General features: G+C 55.2%; 10 protein-coding genes. 4 read left to right on the top strand and 6 right to left on the bottom strand.

All coding sequences use genetic code 11. The annotated features are described in order from the left end of the window. Positions 1–570: 570 nt before the first annotated feature. Both Pla52o_RS24485 and Pla52o_RS24480 read right to left on the bottom strand, forming a co-directional pair. Positions 571–789, bottom strand: a complete 219-nt coding sequence (locus Pla52o_RS24485; RefSeq protein ID WP_146597276.1) for a hypothetical protein — start codon at positions 787–789, stop codon at positions 571–573. A gap of 281 nt (positions 790–1,070) precedes the next feature. Further along, positions 1,071–2,015 carry a hypothetical protein gene (locus tag Pla52o_RS24480; protein WP_197169487.1) on the bottom strand — a complete coding sequence of 315 codons (945 nt, stop codon included), beginning with the start codon at positions 2,013–2,015 and terminating at the stop codon, positions 1,071–1,073. Between Pla52o_RS24480 and Pla52o_RS27170 the strand changes: the two genes are divergently transcribed. Beyond that, entirely contained in the window at positions 2,014–2,172 is a 159-nt protein-coding gene (locus Pla52o_RS27170) for a hypothetical protein (RefSeq protein ID WP_197169486.1), read from the top strand. The two genes, Pla52o_RS24480 and Pla52o_RS27170, sit on opposite strands and share 2 nt — an antisense overlap. On the opposite strand, the gene Pla52o_RS24475 is transcribed toward Pla52o_RS27170, so the two are convergent. Continuing rightward, positions 2,161–3,573, bottom strand: a complete 1,413-nt coding sequence (locus Pla52o_RS24475) for a hypothetical protein (RefSeq protein WP_146597275.1) — start codon at positions 3,571–3,573, stop codon at positions 2,161–2,163. The two genes, Pla52o_RS27170 and Pla52o_RS24475, sit on opposite strands and share 12 nt — an antisense overlap. Positions 3,574–3,980: 407 nt before the next feature. Here Pla52o_RS24475 and Pla52o_RS24470 point away from each other — a divergent pair, with 407 nt between their 5' ends. After that, positions 3,981–9,029, top strand: a complete 5,049-nt coding sequence (locus Pla52o_RS24470; protein WP_197169485.1) for a PVC-type heme-binding CxxCH protein — start codon at positions 3,981–3,983, stop codon at positions 9,027–9,029. Positions 9,030–9,678: 649 nt separating this feature from the next. Further along, complete coding sequence (locus Pla52o_RS24465; RefSeq protein ID WP_146597273.1) at positions 9,679–10,683, top strand: alpha/beta fold hydrolase; 1,005 nt, start codon at positions 9,679–9,681, stop codon at positions 10,681–10,683. 91 nt (positions 10,684–10,774) lie between these two features. Here Pla52o_RS24465 and Pla52o_RS24460 read toward each other — a convergent pair whose 3' ends face one another. From Pla52o_RS24460 to Pla52o_RS24450, 3 genes are all read right to left on the bottom strand, one after another. Further along, positions 10,775–12,043, bottom strand: coding sequence for a PQQ-binding-like beta-propeller repeat protein (locus tag Pla52o_RS24460; protein WP_146597272.1), 1,269 nt, complete (start codon positions 12,041–12,043; stop codon positions 10,775–10,777). A 296-nt stretch (positions 12,044–12,339) separates the two neighbouring features. Beyond that, positions 12,340–12,540 (bottom strand): hypothetical protein, encoded by a 201-nt coding sequence (locus Pla52o_RS24455; RefSeq protein ID WP_146597271.1) that lies wholly within the window; start codon positions 12,538–12,540, stop codon positions 12,340–12,342. A gap of 104 nt (positions 12,541–12,644) precedes the next feature. Then, on the bottom strand, positions 12,645–12,926 hold the full coding sequence (locus Pla52o_RS24450; protein ID WP_146597270.1) for a hypothetical protein: 282 nt from the start codon (positions 12,924–12,926) through the stop codon (positions 12,645–12,647). 1,053 nt (positions 12,927–13,979) lie between these two features. Between Pla52o_RS24450 and Pla52o_RS24445 the strand changes: the two genes are divergently transcribed. Then, complete coding sequence (locus tag Pla52o_RS24445; RefSeq protein ID WP_146597269.1) at positions 13,980–14,444, top strand: hypothetical protein; 465 nt, start codon at positions 13,980–13,982, stop codon at positions 14,442–14,444. The last annotated feature ends 740 nt before the right edge of the window (positions 14,445–15,184 follow it).

Genomic DNA, 15,184 nt, shown 5'->3' with positions numbered 1-15,184 from the left:
CACATCCGTGGCCGCAATGAGTCGACTCGACCTCGCAAATGTCACACTGTGTGCGGTATTGGCACGCTACAACGATCTGCGTCAGCCAGTCGCGAAATCGACAAAACACATACCAATGGCGACGGTGCACTCGGGTTTGGACGCGACCGATGCTCGCATCACACTTCACCCAACTCGAGTGCATCGCCTCGCTATAAATCGTAGGGAGGTGGCACGGAAAAGAGTGGAAAGCGATCAATGGATCGCTGTTAAATCGTGTCCCCGAGCGTGACGCTTGGATCACGCTTTCTGGGAAAGGCCGGCGTGAGGCGACAAGCAAGACACTCGAGCCTCTGTGATACGTCGTCGCCAAAATGGTTGCCGCTTCATCGACTCACGTACAGCGGTGCGGGTCACGATTACCGGCACCATCCATGTCCGAAGCGCCAACGACGTTGCATCTGACCCCTCCATCAATGGCCGCGTGGGCACCGAGATACCATCACCGGTATGCATCTGCCCCCCCTGATCATCAACCGTCTCTTCCTTTTTTGCGTAGGAAGACACCGCACTGCCGTTCTCTTGCAACTCCTATTTCCACCAATAGACCGCAGCAGCAATCAACACCAAAAACAAAATGACCAAATAGCTTGCACCTACGATCCCGAAAACGGCACTCGGTTGTGTTTCGTCAAACGACATCCGCTCCTCTTTGCCTCGTTCACTTGCTGGAACACCCTCGTGATCGTCGACGCGATCCGAAGCGTCGTCTTCGGGTACACTTGGCGGCCTATTTGCAAGTCCACTCATCGAACAGTCCCTCCTTCGTCGCGGATTTGTTAAAGCGACGATAGCAACAGCAAACCGCGGGCCACATGCCGAGGCCGTTAGTGGGGTTTGCGGATCGCAAAATTTCGTTCGACACGGCCACGGCAGTGAATCTGTCAGCGGCTGGACTCATTGCATCGGCAGCAATATCCCACCGCCGGGCTGTAACCCAATGCCATCTACGCGTCCCAATGCAATCGACTTTGAAACTGAGGGAGTGGTTCTTTAGTGGTGCGGCGCTACTCAACTCGATGGCATTGGACTTACGCCCGGACCACTTCATCGGCGTGACGCGCGATCCAGTCCCTTGACCACTTCACTGCCTCGAGGTCCATTCCGCACAAGGGCGTGCAGTGGAAAATCAGCCCTTCGACCTCACCAGCCCGAAGCCATTTCAGCGCCAAACGACATTGATGTTTCATCAACTCCAAGGGGATCGTCTTCTTTTCCCCAAAGTTCCACATGTAGATCCCCAACAAGGTTGGCTTTTTCGGCGCGATCTTACGATAGATGGCGAAGTTTTCCTCAAGCTTGGGTAAATCGCTAGCACGCCACGTCCAAAAGTAAACCGAGTCCACCTCGTCGATGTGAGATTTGATCGCCGGATTCAGCTGGCTCGTGTACAGGACAAGCGAAAGATCGAGGTTTCGTTTCTGGGCATCCATCTCCTTCCGAATCCCTCGCAGCTGATCGACGCTCAGATGAGCATTCGCTTCGCCACCTTCGGTCTGCGGCGCGGCATTGCCGACAAAAAAATCGTCCAGGTCGAACCCGATTAAATTCGGAGTTTTGGGGACGAGCTCCAACGCCTGATCTTTCTTCTGTTCGTTCGTAAAATTCTTTGCTCCATCGACGATGCTCCAAGTCAAACGCTTGGCATGAGCAAGTTGTTTTACATAGTCGTCAAAGGGGGGCAGCGGCGTGCCGGTGAATCGCACCATGCAGAGGTTCGGAATCCCCATGTACTCGATCGCCTCGCCAGGCCCGACGTCTTTGGGGCCACCAATGTCATAGCCCGGCCTCAGCGATCCCGAATCATGCCCCCACATCCAAAGCCGGTCTCGCAGGGTGTTTTCGTAGGGCATCGTGCTTCCCCAACAAGCCGCCGAGGGGGCAAAGGGCGACGCCACCCCCGCAACGGCCGCAGTCGTCGCCGTGCGTTGCAAAAACAGGCGACGATTCAAGCCGCGATCATTCGATTCATGCATGACTCAATCTCATCAAGGGGAAGGTACGTCTCAGAAACGCAGTGGCGGAAACACAATGGGGGCACGATTATCCAACCCGACGGTCGAGTTTTCGACCGCTTCCTTTTTGAACAACGCACCCCATTTTGCGATCACGATTTCGCAATTAGACGCGTGACAACAGACCTTTGATTGCGCCGGTCATCATCGGATCCATGCCCGCCGCACAATGAGCAACGCTGACGGCATAACCGCCTTGCGGGTACGCCTCGGCAGTCGGGATGTACCACGGTCCGCCATCGGAATAGGCAGCACAAGCCACGAAGCGATCGGGCGCCGATGCCTGGGCACGCAATTGATATTCGATAAAGCTTTCCGAAGGCAGGTGCACTAACGAGATATCATTCACATGCATACAGCTGAGCGTGATTGGCAACTTTGCCTTCATCCGGCGAATCCAGGCGACGGTATAAGAAGGCCGATTTCGGTTGACCACGCTCTGTTTGCTGTCGCTGATCTGACGCATCAAAGCCTCCTCGTCAAAACTCGGGTTGACGGGCGGCAAAATATCCTGGGTTTCCCAGCGAATCGACTCGATCGATTGTCGTTCCAATGTTTCTTCGGAGGCGACGATCCCCGCCAGCATCCGCTCGGTCAAGACAACGCGCATCTCTTTGGAACCGTTGTTGTACTTGCCCGCTCCGATGTTCCCCCCGCAGCCGTTAAAGTACAAGTGCGTGCAATCGGGTTCCTGTTGCTGACGTTGTTTGCGTGCCAAACCACAAAAATCGGCACTCACGCGTCCATCGCCGTAATAGCTCATCGGATGACAGGCATAGTAATGGCACGCGGCAATCTTCTGGTCGTGGTTGTAAAATGCAACCGTCTTTAACATCGGATCGATCAGCCCTTCGGGCAGCGCATGATGCTCGGGATTTCGCGAGCTACTACCGCGCTGAGAGATCACTTTGCCGTTGGGCCCTATGATTCGTCGATTACCGGCGACCTTTTCGACTTTTGCTTCGCCATGAGCGACATGAGTCACCGGGGTGGTTTGCTCCATCGCCTGGCGGACGGCGCCGCGACCGGCCTCGAGACAGCGGAGAAAGAACTCACGCTCGACGATGTGCGGCAAATCTCCTTGAGCCAACACGATCTCTTCCGAATCCAGACACGCGAAGGGGGCATTGTGCTGGTGCACACAATGAACCGTCACTCGATCGATGCTGGTTCCCGCCGCCTCGGCCAACGCTTGTCGCCATTGCAGGTGGGCGGAATTGAGCAACCCCGTCCAATCCACGACACAAACCACAATCGGTTTTCCGGAGCCGAGCAACACATAGCCGATCGCTTCGAGCGGATCGTCGACCCCCACAACGGGCTTGATCCAGCCTCCGCACAGCGAATGGCCCATCGGCGGCGTGACATCAAACCGAAACGTGCCCAGATGAAGGTTTCCCGCACGCGGGCCAGCCAGTGCTGCGGACGTCGCCATCCCGCTGGCGACGGTCGCTGCGGTCGCTGCCGATGCCGCAACAAATTCGCGGCGGTTCAGATTGTGGGGTTGCTTCGTATTCATAGGTGGGATGTTCCGGTGGGTAAAAATCAGCATCGATCGTACAAAACGTGCAAGGCTTCGAGTGCCCCGAAGCATCATTGTAGACGACGATGCGGACCGATGGGGACCGTAACGCGATCCAAATCATGAGCGTTCCCTACCGCAGGCAGCCCGCCGCACATTCCCCGGCGGAAACGCCGCTCAAGCCCCTGACGATGCAGTGGCGACCGTGGAACCGCCCCCGTCCGTGTTGAAATCCGTGTTGAAATCCGTCTCATGATCTCGCTCGCCTCGATCTCAACCCGAAGGATTTGAAATCGCATGCGAATGCTCGCAGCAACATGCGGCATTTCGACTGTGTATGATAGCGTCTTGCCCTCCCCCCACTGCATCCCTCCCTGATTGCAACGTTTAAAAAGATGCTTCCGATGTTCCGATTGCCCCTCCTATTTTGCGCAGGCTTACTCCTCTCCCTCGGCAGCGAACTCGCGGCCCAGACCAATACGCTCACTTACTTGGACGAATCCGCCGACGGATATTATCCCGGCACTTCGTTTCCCAAGCTGACGACGCCGCAATGGGTAGGTGACGAGGGAGTCGATGTCGTGATCACGTTAGGGATCGACGACCTGGGGGATACCGCAAAATACGAAGCGTATTTACGGCCGATCCTCGAGCGACTGAAACAAATCGACGGGCGTGCCCCCGTCAGCATCATGTCGTGCAAGGTCAACCCCAACGATCCTCAGTTGCAAACCTGGCTCGACGAGGGATTGTCGATCGAAGTCCACACCGTCGATCACCCCTGCCCTTGTCTGCAAGGCAGCGATTTCGCAAAAGCCAAATCAACCTATGACCGCTGTGTTGACACCATGGCGTCGATCCCTGGCAACGCTCCCGTGGCCTTCCGGACCCCTTGTTGCGATTCTCGCAATACGCCTAGCCCCCGATTGTGGGAAGAGATTTTCAACCGTCGCACCCAAGCCGGCAATTTCCTGCAAGCCGACAGCAGCGTGTTTACCGTCTTCACCGACACCGACCCCGATCTACCGCGTGAACTCGTCTTGGATCCTGACGGTACCCCGCGATTCAACAAGTACATTCCGTTTCCATCGTTCGTCAATAAGATTCAAAACTATCCCTACCCGTATGTCGTCGGCAAACTCGGATGGCAGTTCCCGTGCATGGTGCCAAGCGACTGGGAAGCTCAAAATCTGCAGCAGCCCAACAATCCGCAAACCGTCACCGACATGCAAGCGGCACTCGATGCGACGGTGATCAAACAGGGCATGTTTAACTTGGTGTTCCATCCCCATGGCTGGATCCGCAACGACCAAGTCGTCCAATTGATCGACTACGCAGACAAAAAGTACGGTAAACGCGTCAAATTTCTGACGTTCAAAGAATGCGTCGATCGCATCAATCACAACCTGTTAGTCGACCAACCCCTTCGCGCTCCCAAAGACGGCGGCGACCACGGGGTCCGCATTGCGGATTTGAACCAAGATGGCTACGTCGACGTCATCATTGGCAACGAAACTCGCAAAACCGCACGCCTTTGGCAACCGGCCGCGAAACAATGGCGTGAGTTTGATCATGACCTGCAAATCACCGCCAAGGGAAACCAAGGACGAGTCGATTTGGGAGTCAAGTTCGGGCATCTGGCCAAGGATGGTTCGGTATCACTACTCGTCAACAATGAAACCCAACAAGGCCTCTACCAAGTGACCGACAATGGGGTCACTTCCACTCCCCTACCGCAACCGCTGCTCGACATTCGCACCTCCGTCGCGGGAGCCGACCAAGGAGTCCGGCTTCGCGACTTGGACGGCGACGGTGTCTCGGAAGTGATTGTCGGCAACTCCCAAGACCGACAAATTCTGAAACGCCGTGATGATGGCACGTGGCAATCGACGCCCGATCCGATGCCCTTTGCAATTGTCGATGATCTTGGCCGGGATAACGGCGTGCGGTTTGTCGACTTTGACAAGGACGGCCACGACGATGTGATCATTTCTAACGGCGCGGACACCGCGATCCAGCTTTACGACGTTGACACCGGCGGTTTCACCCGTCGGGTCAAAGACTTGAACGACGTCCCCTTGATCGTGCGTGAGGGAACCAACAATGGCGTCTGGTTCGCCGCCGACCATATGTGGGTCCAGAACGAAGACACCCACCGTTTACCTGATCTCGTCGACCGCCGTTCGTTCCTGGAATTGTTAGGTCGCACCGAGCCTGGACCACGCTCGGCGGAGTTGTCGCACCAATCGATTCAAATGCGTCCCGATTTCGAAATCGAATTGGTCGTCGCGGAGCCGCTCGTGATGGACCCCGTCGCGCTGGATTGGGGCCCGGATGGCAAATTGTGGGTGGTCGAAATGGCGGACTATCCCCTCGGCCTCGATGACAAGGGCAAACCGGGCGGTCGCGTTCGCTATTTGGAAGACACCACCGGAGACGGCCAGTATGACAAATCGACATTGTTCCTAGATGAAATCCCCTTTCCCACCGGCGTCATGGCGTGGCGTGATGGAGTGCTCGTCTGTGCCGCTCCCTCACTGTTCTTTGCCGCCGACCGCGACGGAGACGGGAAAGCCGAAGTGCGTGAAGAACTTTATCGTGGATTCGTCGAAGGCAATCAACAACACCGTTTCAATGGCATCACCCGAGGATTAGACAATTGGTTGTATCTCGCCAATGGGGATAGCGGGGGAGTGATTGAGTCGGTGAAGACAGGAAAGAAGCTCGACATCCGCGGACTCGACGTTCGCATCCGTCCCGAGGACGGAGCGTTGGAAGCTCAATCGGGACAAACGCAATACGGTCGTCATCGCGACGATCACGGCAATTGGTTCGGAAGCAATAACTCGATTCCAGTGCGTCATTACGTCTTGGCGGATCATTATCTGCGTCGCAATCCATTGGTAGCACCACCGGCGGCTCAACGGAATATCGCCCGTTTAGACAACACCCAAGTGTTTCCGGTTTCGCGCGTACTGAGCCATTGGTCTGGCTACAAACCTCCCGCCGCGGGAATGGAACATGAATTCACCTCCGCATGCAGTACGACCATTTATCGGGACACTTTGCTCGGCGCGGACTTTCTACAAAACACCTTCACCTGTGAACCGGTACACAACCTCGTTCAACGCCGGCAATTGACTGCCACGGGAGTCACGTTCGAGAGCGTTCGCCCCGAAGACGAAGCGGAAATTGAGTTTTTGGCCTCGACCGATTCCTGGTTTCGCCCCTCGTTCGTCACCACTGGACCCGATGGGGCGTTGTGGGTGACCGATATGTACCGACTAGTGATCGAGCATCCGCAATGGATTGGGGAACGTACCAAAGAGCTTTTTTTGCGTGCAGGTCATGACCGTGGACGGATCTACCGGGCATATCCCAAAAACAGCTCACCACGACCGATCCTCAAGCTAAACGATCTAGCCGGCCCCGCCTTGATCGATCAACTCGCATCCCCCAATGGCCGTGTCCGCGATCTTGCCCAACAACAATTAATTGAACGCAATTCGGCGCCGGACCTTGCTCGGCTGCAAACGGTCGTGCGTTCATCGACCAATCCACTCGCTCGCTTGCACGCGTTGTGCACCTTGGACGGTCTGCAGATGGACGTCGAAACGCTTCGCATCGCGTTGGCCGACACGGACGCCACCGTCCGCCGCCATGCGATTCGCATTGCCGAGAAATTCATTCACGAACCGGGAAAAGTTTCCGACCGCTTAATTTCGGCACTGGAAACCTGTGACATCAACGATCCGCATGTACGACTGCAACTCGCCTATTCGCTAGGCGCGTCCTCGTCGACCGGCGCGATCAATCGACTCGCCGAGATTGCCTTGCTTTCCGCCGGTGATCTCTATGTACAAGCCGCTGTGATCAGCTCGCTGGGCGAGCACAACCTCCGCCAGTTCCGAACGGCGATTCACGGCAAGGAGGCTGCGGCACCTTATGAAGCCGCCGTCCTTGAGATGGCCGTGCGGATGCAAAACAGTGACTTTTTGGCGGAGCTGTTCTACAATGTTATCGACCAAGGCCGTCAAGAGACCAGCGTCGAGAACATCGGTGAGCTCGCTGCGGCATTGGGCACCGTTCGCAAACGCGGCGTGGCACTGCAACCCGACCTACAAAAAAAACTGGCGGACTTCGGTGCCGAACTTGCGACGCTAGCCTCCGACCCGGACGCTGAGATCACGCTCCGCCGTGCCGCCGTTTCCGTCCTGACGCTGATCGATGCTAAGTTTCGCGGAGATGTCCTTAACCTAGTCACCTCAACGGAACCGCTTGAGCTTCAAACCGCCGCGATTCACGCCTTGGCGGGTCAAGAAACCGCCGCCTTGTTGTCACGGTTGACCACGATCAGCCCCACCGTCCGCTCGGCGATCCTAGACGATTCGATGACGCGTGAATCCACCGCGTTGCAATTAGCCGAGGCCGTCCGCAGCAACACGATCCCGCTGCAAACGATAGGCTCGGAACATCGCCAAAAGATGACCACTCACGTCAGCGAGAAAGTGCGTGCGGCGGCGACGGAATTATTCGGCGATGCGATGAGCTCGGGGGACAAACACGCCTTGCTCGAAACCTATCGCAGCGTGAATCCCGCGGACGGGGACCAGAGCCGCGGACAAGCGATCTTTACCCAGCATTGTGCCACCTGTCATCGCGTCAAAGGTATCGGCAATCAAGTCGGCCCCGATTTGGCCGGGCTCAAGGATCGCTCCCCTAAAGCGATGGTGACCGCAATCCTGGCTCCCAATGCCGCAGTCGAAGACAAGTACCTCAGCTACAACGTGCTGACACTCGATGGAGTCGTCGAAGCAGGTATCATCACCAACGAATCGACGGTGGCAATCGAATTGACAATGCAAAATGGCAAATCCAAAACCATCTTGCGAGACGATATCGACCAAGTCCAAAGTGTCGGCACGTCACTGATGCCTGAAGAGTTTGAAAAAGTAATCTCCCCGTCGCAGATGAGCGACTTGCTCGCGTTTCTTGACGAATTGGGACCGGCCCCCAAAGCCTTTCCTGGAAACGAACCCATCACGATCACCGCACGCGATGGAGGAACCTTCGAAATGACCGCCGCCGCATGTCGAATTTTTGGTGACAAGATTAACTTCGAAGCGAAACATAAAAACATCGGATTTTGGAGCGATATCAACGACCGAGTCGAATGGACCGTTGCGAATGACAAACCAAGTCAATACGAAGTTTGGCTCGACTATGCCTGTCCCGCGAATACCGCCGGAAACGCTTTCATCTTCACTCTCGGCGAGCAAACGTTGACCGGCACGGTGCAAAGCACCAACGGTTGGGATGATTATCGACAAGTCAAACTTGGGACGATCACGCTTCCCCAAGACACCAGCGTCGCGGTATTCAAGGCAGATCCTAGTTTGAAAAACTGGCTGCTCGATTTACGCGGCATCACGCTAAAGCCCGTTGCACCGTAAGCCTGGGTTGCTAATCGTTCGTTGTTGACAAAGGACAATCCGGGCTGTTTTTTCAATCCAAGTGATTCCGCAGTCACCTCGCTCCGAACGTGCCGGAGCGAGGCGTGGCAGATCCGTTGCCCGAGCCAATGACTCGACATTGGATACGGCGACATCGCACCTAGGACATCGCACCTAGGACATCGCACCTAGGACATCGCACCTAGGACATCGCACCTAGCGGGGTGAGGTGCGAACCCGCTCACGGGGGCAGGGACTGAACCGTAAGCTATGTCCCCCCGGAGTTGTTATGTCCCCCGGAGCTTCCCCCGACGCACTGGCGTGAAGGGACTCGTTGCCTCATCCACTACAATTCAGGCAGATGTTCCTGGAAAGCATTGGCAACCAACCTTTAGCTGCAGACGAAATGCCGAACGGATACCTAGGTCGACGACGTGGGGGTAGGCGTCCATCCCTGGCCGAAAACGATGCCACCGTGAAAGGAAAAACGGAAAGTGAGCGACGGCGGAGCGCATCCGTGTGCGGTCATTAGACCCAAAAGGACATTGCCCGCCAACGCTCGACACGGCCCGCCGAACGCCTGGGCGAGCGCGTCCAGAAATGTCTCCATTCAAGTCGATACGAACGTGCCACAATAGGAAAACGTCAAATGAATCAAAAGGCTCGATGCGTACTTGCCAGTCTGTTTGTGATGGCAGTCACCTCGGTTGTGGCGGTCGGTCAAGAATCGCCTTCCTACAATGCCCAACTGGATAATTATCCCTATCCATTCCCCGTTGAGACGTTTGAGTTCAGCTCGCAGCGACAAACATTGCAGATGGCTTATATGCATTTAAAGGGATCGGAGGAAATGCCGACGGTCGTTTTGCTGCATGGCAAGAATTTTTCGGGATCGTATTGGGAGCAGACAGCAACGCTACTGCAATCGAAAGGCTACTCGGTCTTGATTCCCGACCAAATCGGTTTTGGAAAGTCGTCTAAACCTGCCTACTACCAATTCGGTTTCCCTCAACTTGCACACAACACACGGCAGTTGATCGAGAAGCTTGGGATCAAAAAACCGGTCATTGTCGGGCACTCGATGGGCGGTATGTTAGCAGCTCGGTACACGCTGATGTATCAAAGCGACGTCGAACGTTTGATATTGGTGAACCCGATTGGTTTGGAAGACTATTTGAAATTTGTGCAGTACAAAGACGTTCAATTCTTCTACCAGAACGAAGTCAAAAAGACGCCTGCGGACATCAAAGCGTACCAGCTAAAGAACTACTACGACGGTAAATGGGACCCGGCGTACGACGAATGGATGAAGATTCACGTCGGCTGGATCAACGGCCCCGATTGGGAGCGAGTCGCTTGGAACAACGCGATGACGTACGACATGATTTTCTCGCAACCGGTTTGCAACGAATGGGCAGACATCAACGTTCCCACGCGGCTGATTATCGGAACTCGGGATCGAACTGGGCCAGGGCGTGGCTGGAAGAAGCCGGGCGTCGAACGGGAATTGGGCCAGTATCAGAATCTCGGCAAGCAGACCGCGGCGGAGATTGAGGATTGTCAGCTGTATGAACTGGAGGGGCTCGGTCACATGCCTCAAATCGAAGCGTTTGACCGTTTCCGCGTCGAGTTCGAGAAAGCGTTGCCGCGGTGATCCGGCACATTGGCCAGAGAATGCGGTTCTAAGGACCGCAACGCGGTCAAGCGACATCGCCGTAGAGCACGCAACGCCCCCAAAGACCGGATCACTCGAATGACCATAACGCTAGGCTCGTTTGATCCTTGATCAGCAGACCGTTTTCTAACAGCACAGGCGGTGCCCATGTGGGGCTGTCGGCAACCTGATAGCTGGCAACTTCCTCAAGCGCACTCTCGGTTGCCTTGATCACCTGCAATCGCCCATTGTCCAGCAAGGCCACAACGTGATCGGGGATCGACAGGAACGCGACGTTATCTCCCGTTCGTCCCGGCCCTCGCCACCGCACTTTACCTGTCGTCGTGTCGAGGCAAAACAGCTGCCCCTTCTTGTAGTGCGAGAACCCGAACAGCAGGTCTCCGTTGATCACTGCGGTGCTCATATCCAAAGCGACGTCCTTTTGGAACCAGCGTTCCGACACCGACCACTCGCCATCCTTGATCACGGGTTCCAGACCATAGATGCCTCGATTCTCGCCGCCCAATAGAATTTGACCATTGTGGAACGTGGGCGTTGGCATGTTTTGGTTGCTGGTGAATTGCGGAAGGGGGAACTCCCACAGCATCGTTCCCGATTCGCTGTCCACCCCCACAAGGGCACGATGGTTCCAGTCGACGATTTGGTGGACACCGTGAATTTCGACAGCGAGAGGCGACGAATAGGAAGCTCCATCGCTACCCTGACTCCAAATTTCCTCGCCCGTCTTCACGTTCAACGCAATCAAAGCTCCTTCGTCGTCATTGCCAAAGTGAGCGACCACGCGATCCCCGTCAACGATGGGCGAAGTGGAAGCGCCCCAGTTAGGGTGATTCTTCGGGAAACGTTTTCGATGGTCACGACGCCACAACCGATCGCCCGACTTCGCGTCCCAAGCGGAAATCTCACCAAGGCTACTCATCGTAAAGATGCGGCCGTCGGCAAGGATGGGCGAAGATTTCGGGCCATTCCCATGCCGCTCACCGCCCGATGATGCTTGAAAGGGAACCGCGTAAGTCTGCTTCCAGATCTCTTTTCCTGTGGCCAACTCTAAACACCGCAGCACTTCCTCACCTCCCTCACGAGAGTGCTGATAGACGCGACCATTGGCCACCAGTGGTGATCCGTATCCCTTGCCCACTTCAACTTGCCATACCGTGTTCAATGATTTAGGCCACTCAACGGGCGGCTGAAAATGATCGACCCAGCCGTCGCGTTCGGGGCCGAGGAAACCCGGCCAAACGACGTCGCTGGCCGACAGCAATGAACCGTTTAGCATTGATGAACCGATTCCCCATGCCAAAGCAAACCGAATTAGCGTGGTGTGGTGAGTCGTTTTCACGTTCGATTTCCAGAGTAGGGGACAGCGGAGATTTGAAGCATCCTAGATGTTCAGCGCATTGAACCAATGACCAAACGGACTACCAGACCGCCATGGTGCGAGCTTGAATGGTGAAGAAAAGGTGTCAAAAAATGTGCCAGGCCTGAATGGCACGGGCATAATCCTACGCCGCTGTAGCGCAACGGTTTCGGTTCGGGTTGCGGGGGCACGTCATCAGCTTGTAGTTCTTCTGCCGCCGACGCTTGAGTTCCCTTTTTTCTTGTCGCCCGGGCGGTTGCCAGCTTCAATTTCACCGATCACCTCCAACAGATTGCCCCACTGCTTAAGGTGGCGCCCGATCCAAGGCGAAGCGATGCGGCAAACTCTTCGACCGTCTGCATCGCATCGGTGAAACTCAGCCGCGAGAGGCATAGCTTGAACCGTAAAGCCGATGCAAACATCACACAGCGCACTACGTTATAAGCGATCATGTGACAGTGAATTTCTTTACGAACCATCTGCGGACTCTTGCATCACAGATGATCCATCTGCATTTGGGTCTTCAAACTGCAGATATGTAACTCGACGCTCCAGCAGAGCGTAATACAGCAGAGCCAACTCTTCAGCCTCGTAGAGGCTCAGAGTCGAGCAATGTCGTGGCGAGCGTGATCTCGCGGGTCCGAAAGCCACGCTGCTCGACTTTGTATTTCAGATGCCGAACAAAGATTATGTCTGGGAACGTTGCGTATTCTGCTGCACTCATCCACTTTAGTTGTTGCGGTGTTCGATCGACAACAAGTTGATCGAGATCGCCCTGTTTGAGACCACGGCGAAAGTCTACTTTGCGAAGATGATGCACGCGGGCGACCAAGTCGACGCCTCGCATTTCTCCAGCAGCGAGCAACTAGAAACTGGGGTAGCTGGGGTAGTAACGAACGGCCATCGTCACCATCCAGCCGTCAACCATCTCGACGATCCGCTCCTGAAACAACCATACCTCATTGTTAGGCTCCTCACATCGACGTGACGTCCAAGCCAACCGTCACTCGAAGAGCTCTTCCGGCAACCAACATCTCGCCTTGCAATAGAAGGTCGTCTGGCTGATGACCCTGAGCAAACCACGAGCTACCCGAAATGCGTTAAATCGAGTGACTGCTTGTTGGCAGCTGTAGTCTGCTGAAAGCACTTGAGTAATGAACATCCAAACGACATTCATCGGGGTGTACGTGCCGTATCGAAATTGGTGCCCGATTTCACGACAAATTTTGGCGACTTCGGACTTTGGCAGAAGTAGAACCAGGCAAAACGTTTTCGCGGACCGCAATTTGCTTTCGCATGTCTGCCGGGGCAACCGTAAACGGAGTGTTCACGGTGAGCTCTCCAAGAAGCGGGAAGTGTCATATCTCCGTTTCAACGGAACCTCACCGTAATTTCCAATTCATGCTTGGCACTCTGAATGCGGAGCAGGATTCGCCACCATTTACTAGCGATGCCTGTGGGTGTCGTCGCGGCCGTCCGCATCTACAGGTGGGTTCTGCCCGCTTATGCCTGTGCCATTCAGTCCTGACAGTTTTTTTAGCCTACCGGCACAGCGTCAAGCGGGCGTGCTCAACCACTCCTGCGCCAACCCCTGAAAACCTTCCGGAGAATTTGCTTGCAACTCCGCATCACATCGCCAACAATCTGTTTGCGATCATTGCGATGGAGGTCAATCGGGGCGTCACCCAAGTGGCCGAAGGTCCACACAGCTCGGACATCCAGCCCATTGCCCCCCTCTGCTCCCGAGCAATAAAACCGACGATTACTCGAGTCACACGCTTTCGAGTGATATAACCCAAATCGCTTGACTCACCCCGTGATATTAAGTCCAATTCCGTTATATCACCCGACTGACCGGGTGTAAAAAGAATAGTTCGCCGACTGAAATCCATCTTCCGCCAAAGAGAGGCAATTCTAAATGGCGAAACTTCAGTGGTGCCCTGACGAGGAAGCATGGACTGCACTCATCGATTCCGAACACTTCGCCGAACTTGAGTTACGAGTCTTAAGCGACGAGGAACCAGAACCACCAACCGCTTCCCAATTGAAATCTGTCGCAGTCGTGGAGCAGTTTGCAAAAACAGGATTGCCGTCGACAGAGAAACTTGCACGCAAGTACGCACAGGCGTACCTTGGTCCCGACGAAGTCGACGACATGGAAGATGAGGACTTTGCTATCGACATCCATGCGGCAATTGTCCCGCGCCTTCGCGATTCAAGTGACACGTATGTCATCTTCGTTGGCGCATCGGATATTGATCCGGAACACGGCGTCTCAATCCTTTGCAAGAACGGTAAGATATGCGTTGTTACACACTCAGATTTTGCATACGCAAATTATGACTGGGATGACACGTCTGAACTCGATCAATTGATCGGATAACCAAGCCATTCACACGGAGCACGGCTTGCGCGTTTTCACAAATGGATACATCACTCTCCGTGCCCGGTGATGGCAACCGTTCTACGCTTTTAACTTCAGCGCACTAATTAGACTGGTTACATCTTCCCTGCGTTCAACATCGCAAAGGAAATGCCAATGCGACGACTTGACGCTGTATGCCATCCACTTCCCTGCTTCGCATACCAGGACTAGCCAGTTCTTCATCCTGTAGTGCTTGTTCACATCCTCGACGAAACCGATAGACTTCAGCCACGTCGAATCCGTATACTGACTCCCTAGTGCATCCCGAAGCATCCCGCCCCAGCGATGCACATGCTCCCGCTGAACTGCATCACGATTCCATGCACTGTCCATCTCAGCATGCACCACACTCACGATCTCACGAAGCGTAGAACAATTTAGGCTTTGACATCGCGGAGCGAGGCACGAGCGGAGCCGATGTTCAAGGCCTTGGTTCAAGAAGGCCGGTGGAACGCTTTGAAGATTCAGCGATTGCCTAGAGAATTCAAGAAGGGTATTGCTTTCTTGTCGCGTGACCGCAGGACTGATGATGGTGGCGGAGATGGCCCGGGGTGCCACGTTGCAACCAGCGACTGGGCCGCTTTGTGCGTTTCCTGATTGTCTGCCAGTGCGGCTGCGGGCCTTGTTTTTCGCGATCTGCGCAGACCGTCTGCGACCGCACTCCTGGTGACGCTTCGTTTTTGACGGTTCGAACGATC

This window comes from Novipirellula galeiformis (genome assembly GCF_007860095.1).
GTDB lineage: Bacteria > Planctomycetota > Planctomycetia > Pirellulales > Pirellulaceae > Novipirellula > Novipirellula galeiformis.
The sequence above is the reverse complement of the archived record's forward strand: the minus strand, read 5'-3'. Positions and strand labels throughout refer to the sequence as shown.

What these genes read in the sequence shown, in the direction of transcription:
- Pla52o_RS24485 (WP_146597276.1), bottom strand. Translation starts at nt 789, where the DNA reads ATGAGTGGACTTGCAAATAGGCCGCCAAGTGTACCCGAAGACGACGCT.
- Pla52o_RS27170 (WP_197169486.1), top strand. Translation starts at nt 2,014, where the DNA reads ATGACTCAATCTCATCAAGGGGAAGGTACGTCTCAGAAACGCAGTGGC.
- Pla52o_RS24480 (WP_197169487.1), bottom strand. Translation starts at nt 2,015, where the DNA reads ATGCATGAATCGAATGATCGCGGCTTGAATCGTCGCCTGTTTTTGCAA.
- Pla52o_RS24475 (WP_146597275.1), bottom strand. Translation starts at nt 3,573, where the DNA reads ATGAATACGAAGCAACCCCACAATCTGAACCGCCGCGAATTTGTTGCG.
- Pla52o_RS24470 (WP_197169485.1), top strand. Translation starts at nt 3,981, where the DNA reads ATGTTCCGATTGCCCCTCCTATTTTGCGCAGGCTTACTCCTCTCCCTC.
- Pla52o_RS24465 (WP_146597273.1), top strand. Translation starts at nt 9,679, where the DNA reads ATGAATCAAAAGGCTCGATGCGTACTTGCCAGTCTGTTTGTGATGGCA.
- Pla52o_RS24455 (WP_146597271.1), bottom strand. Translation starts at nt 12,540, where the DNA reads ATGGTTCGTAAAGAAATTCACTGTCACATGATCGCTTATAACGTAGTG.
- Pla52o_RS24445 (WP_146597269.1), top strand. Translation starts at nt 13,980, where the DNA reads ATGGCGAAACTTCAGTGGTGCCCTGACGAGGAAGCATGGACTGCACTC.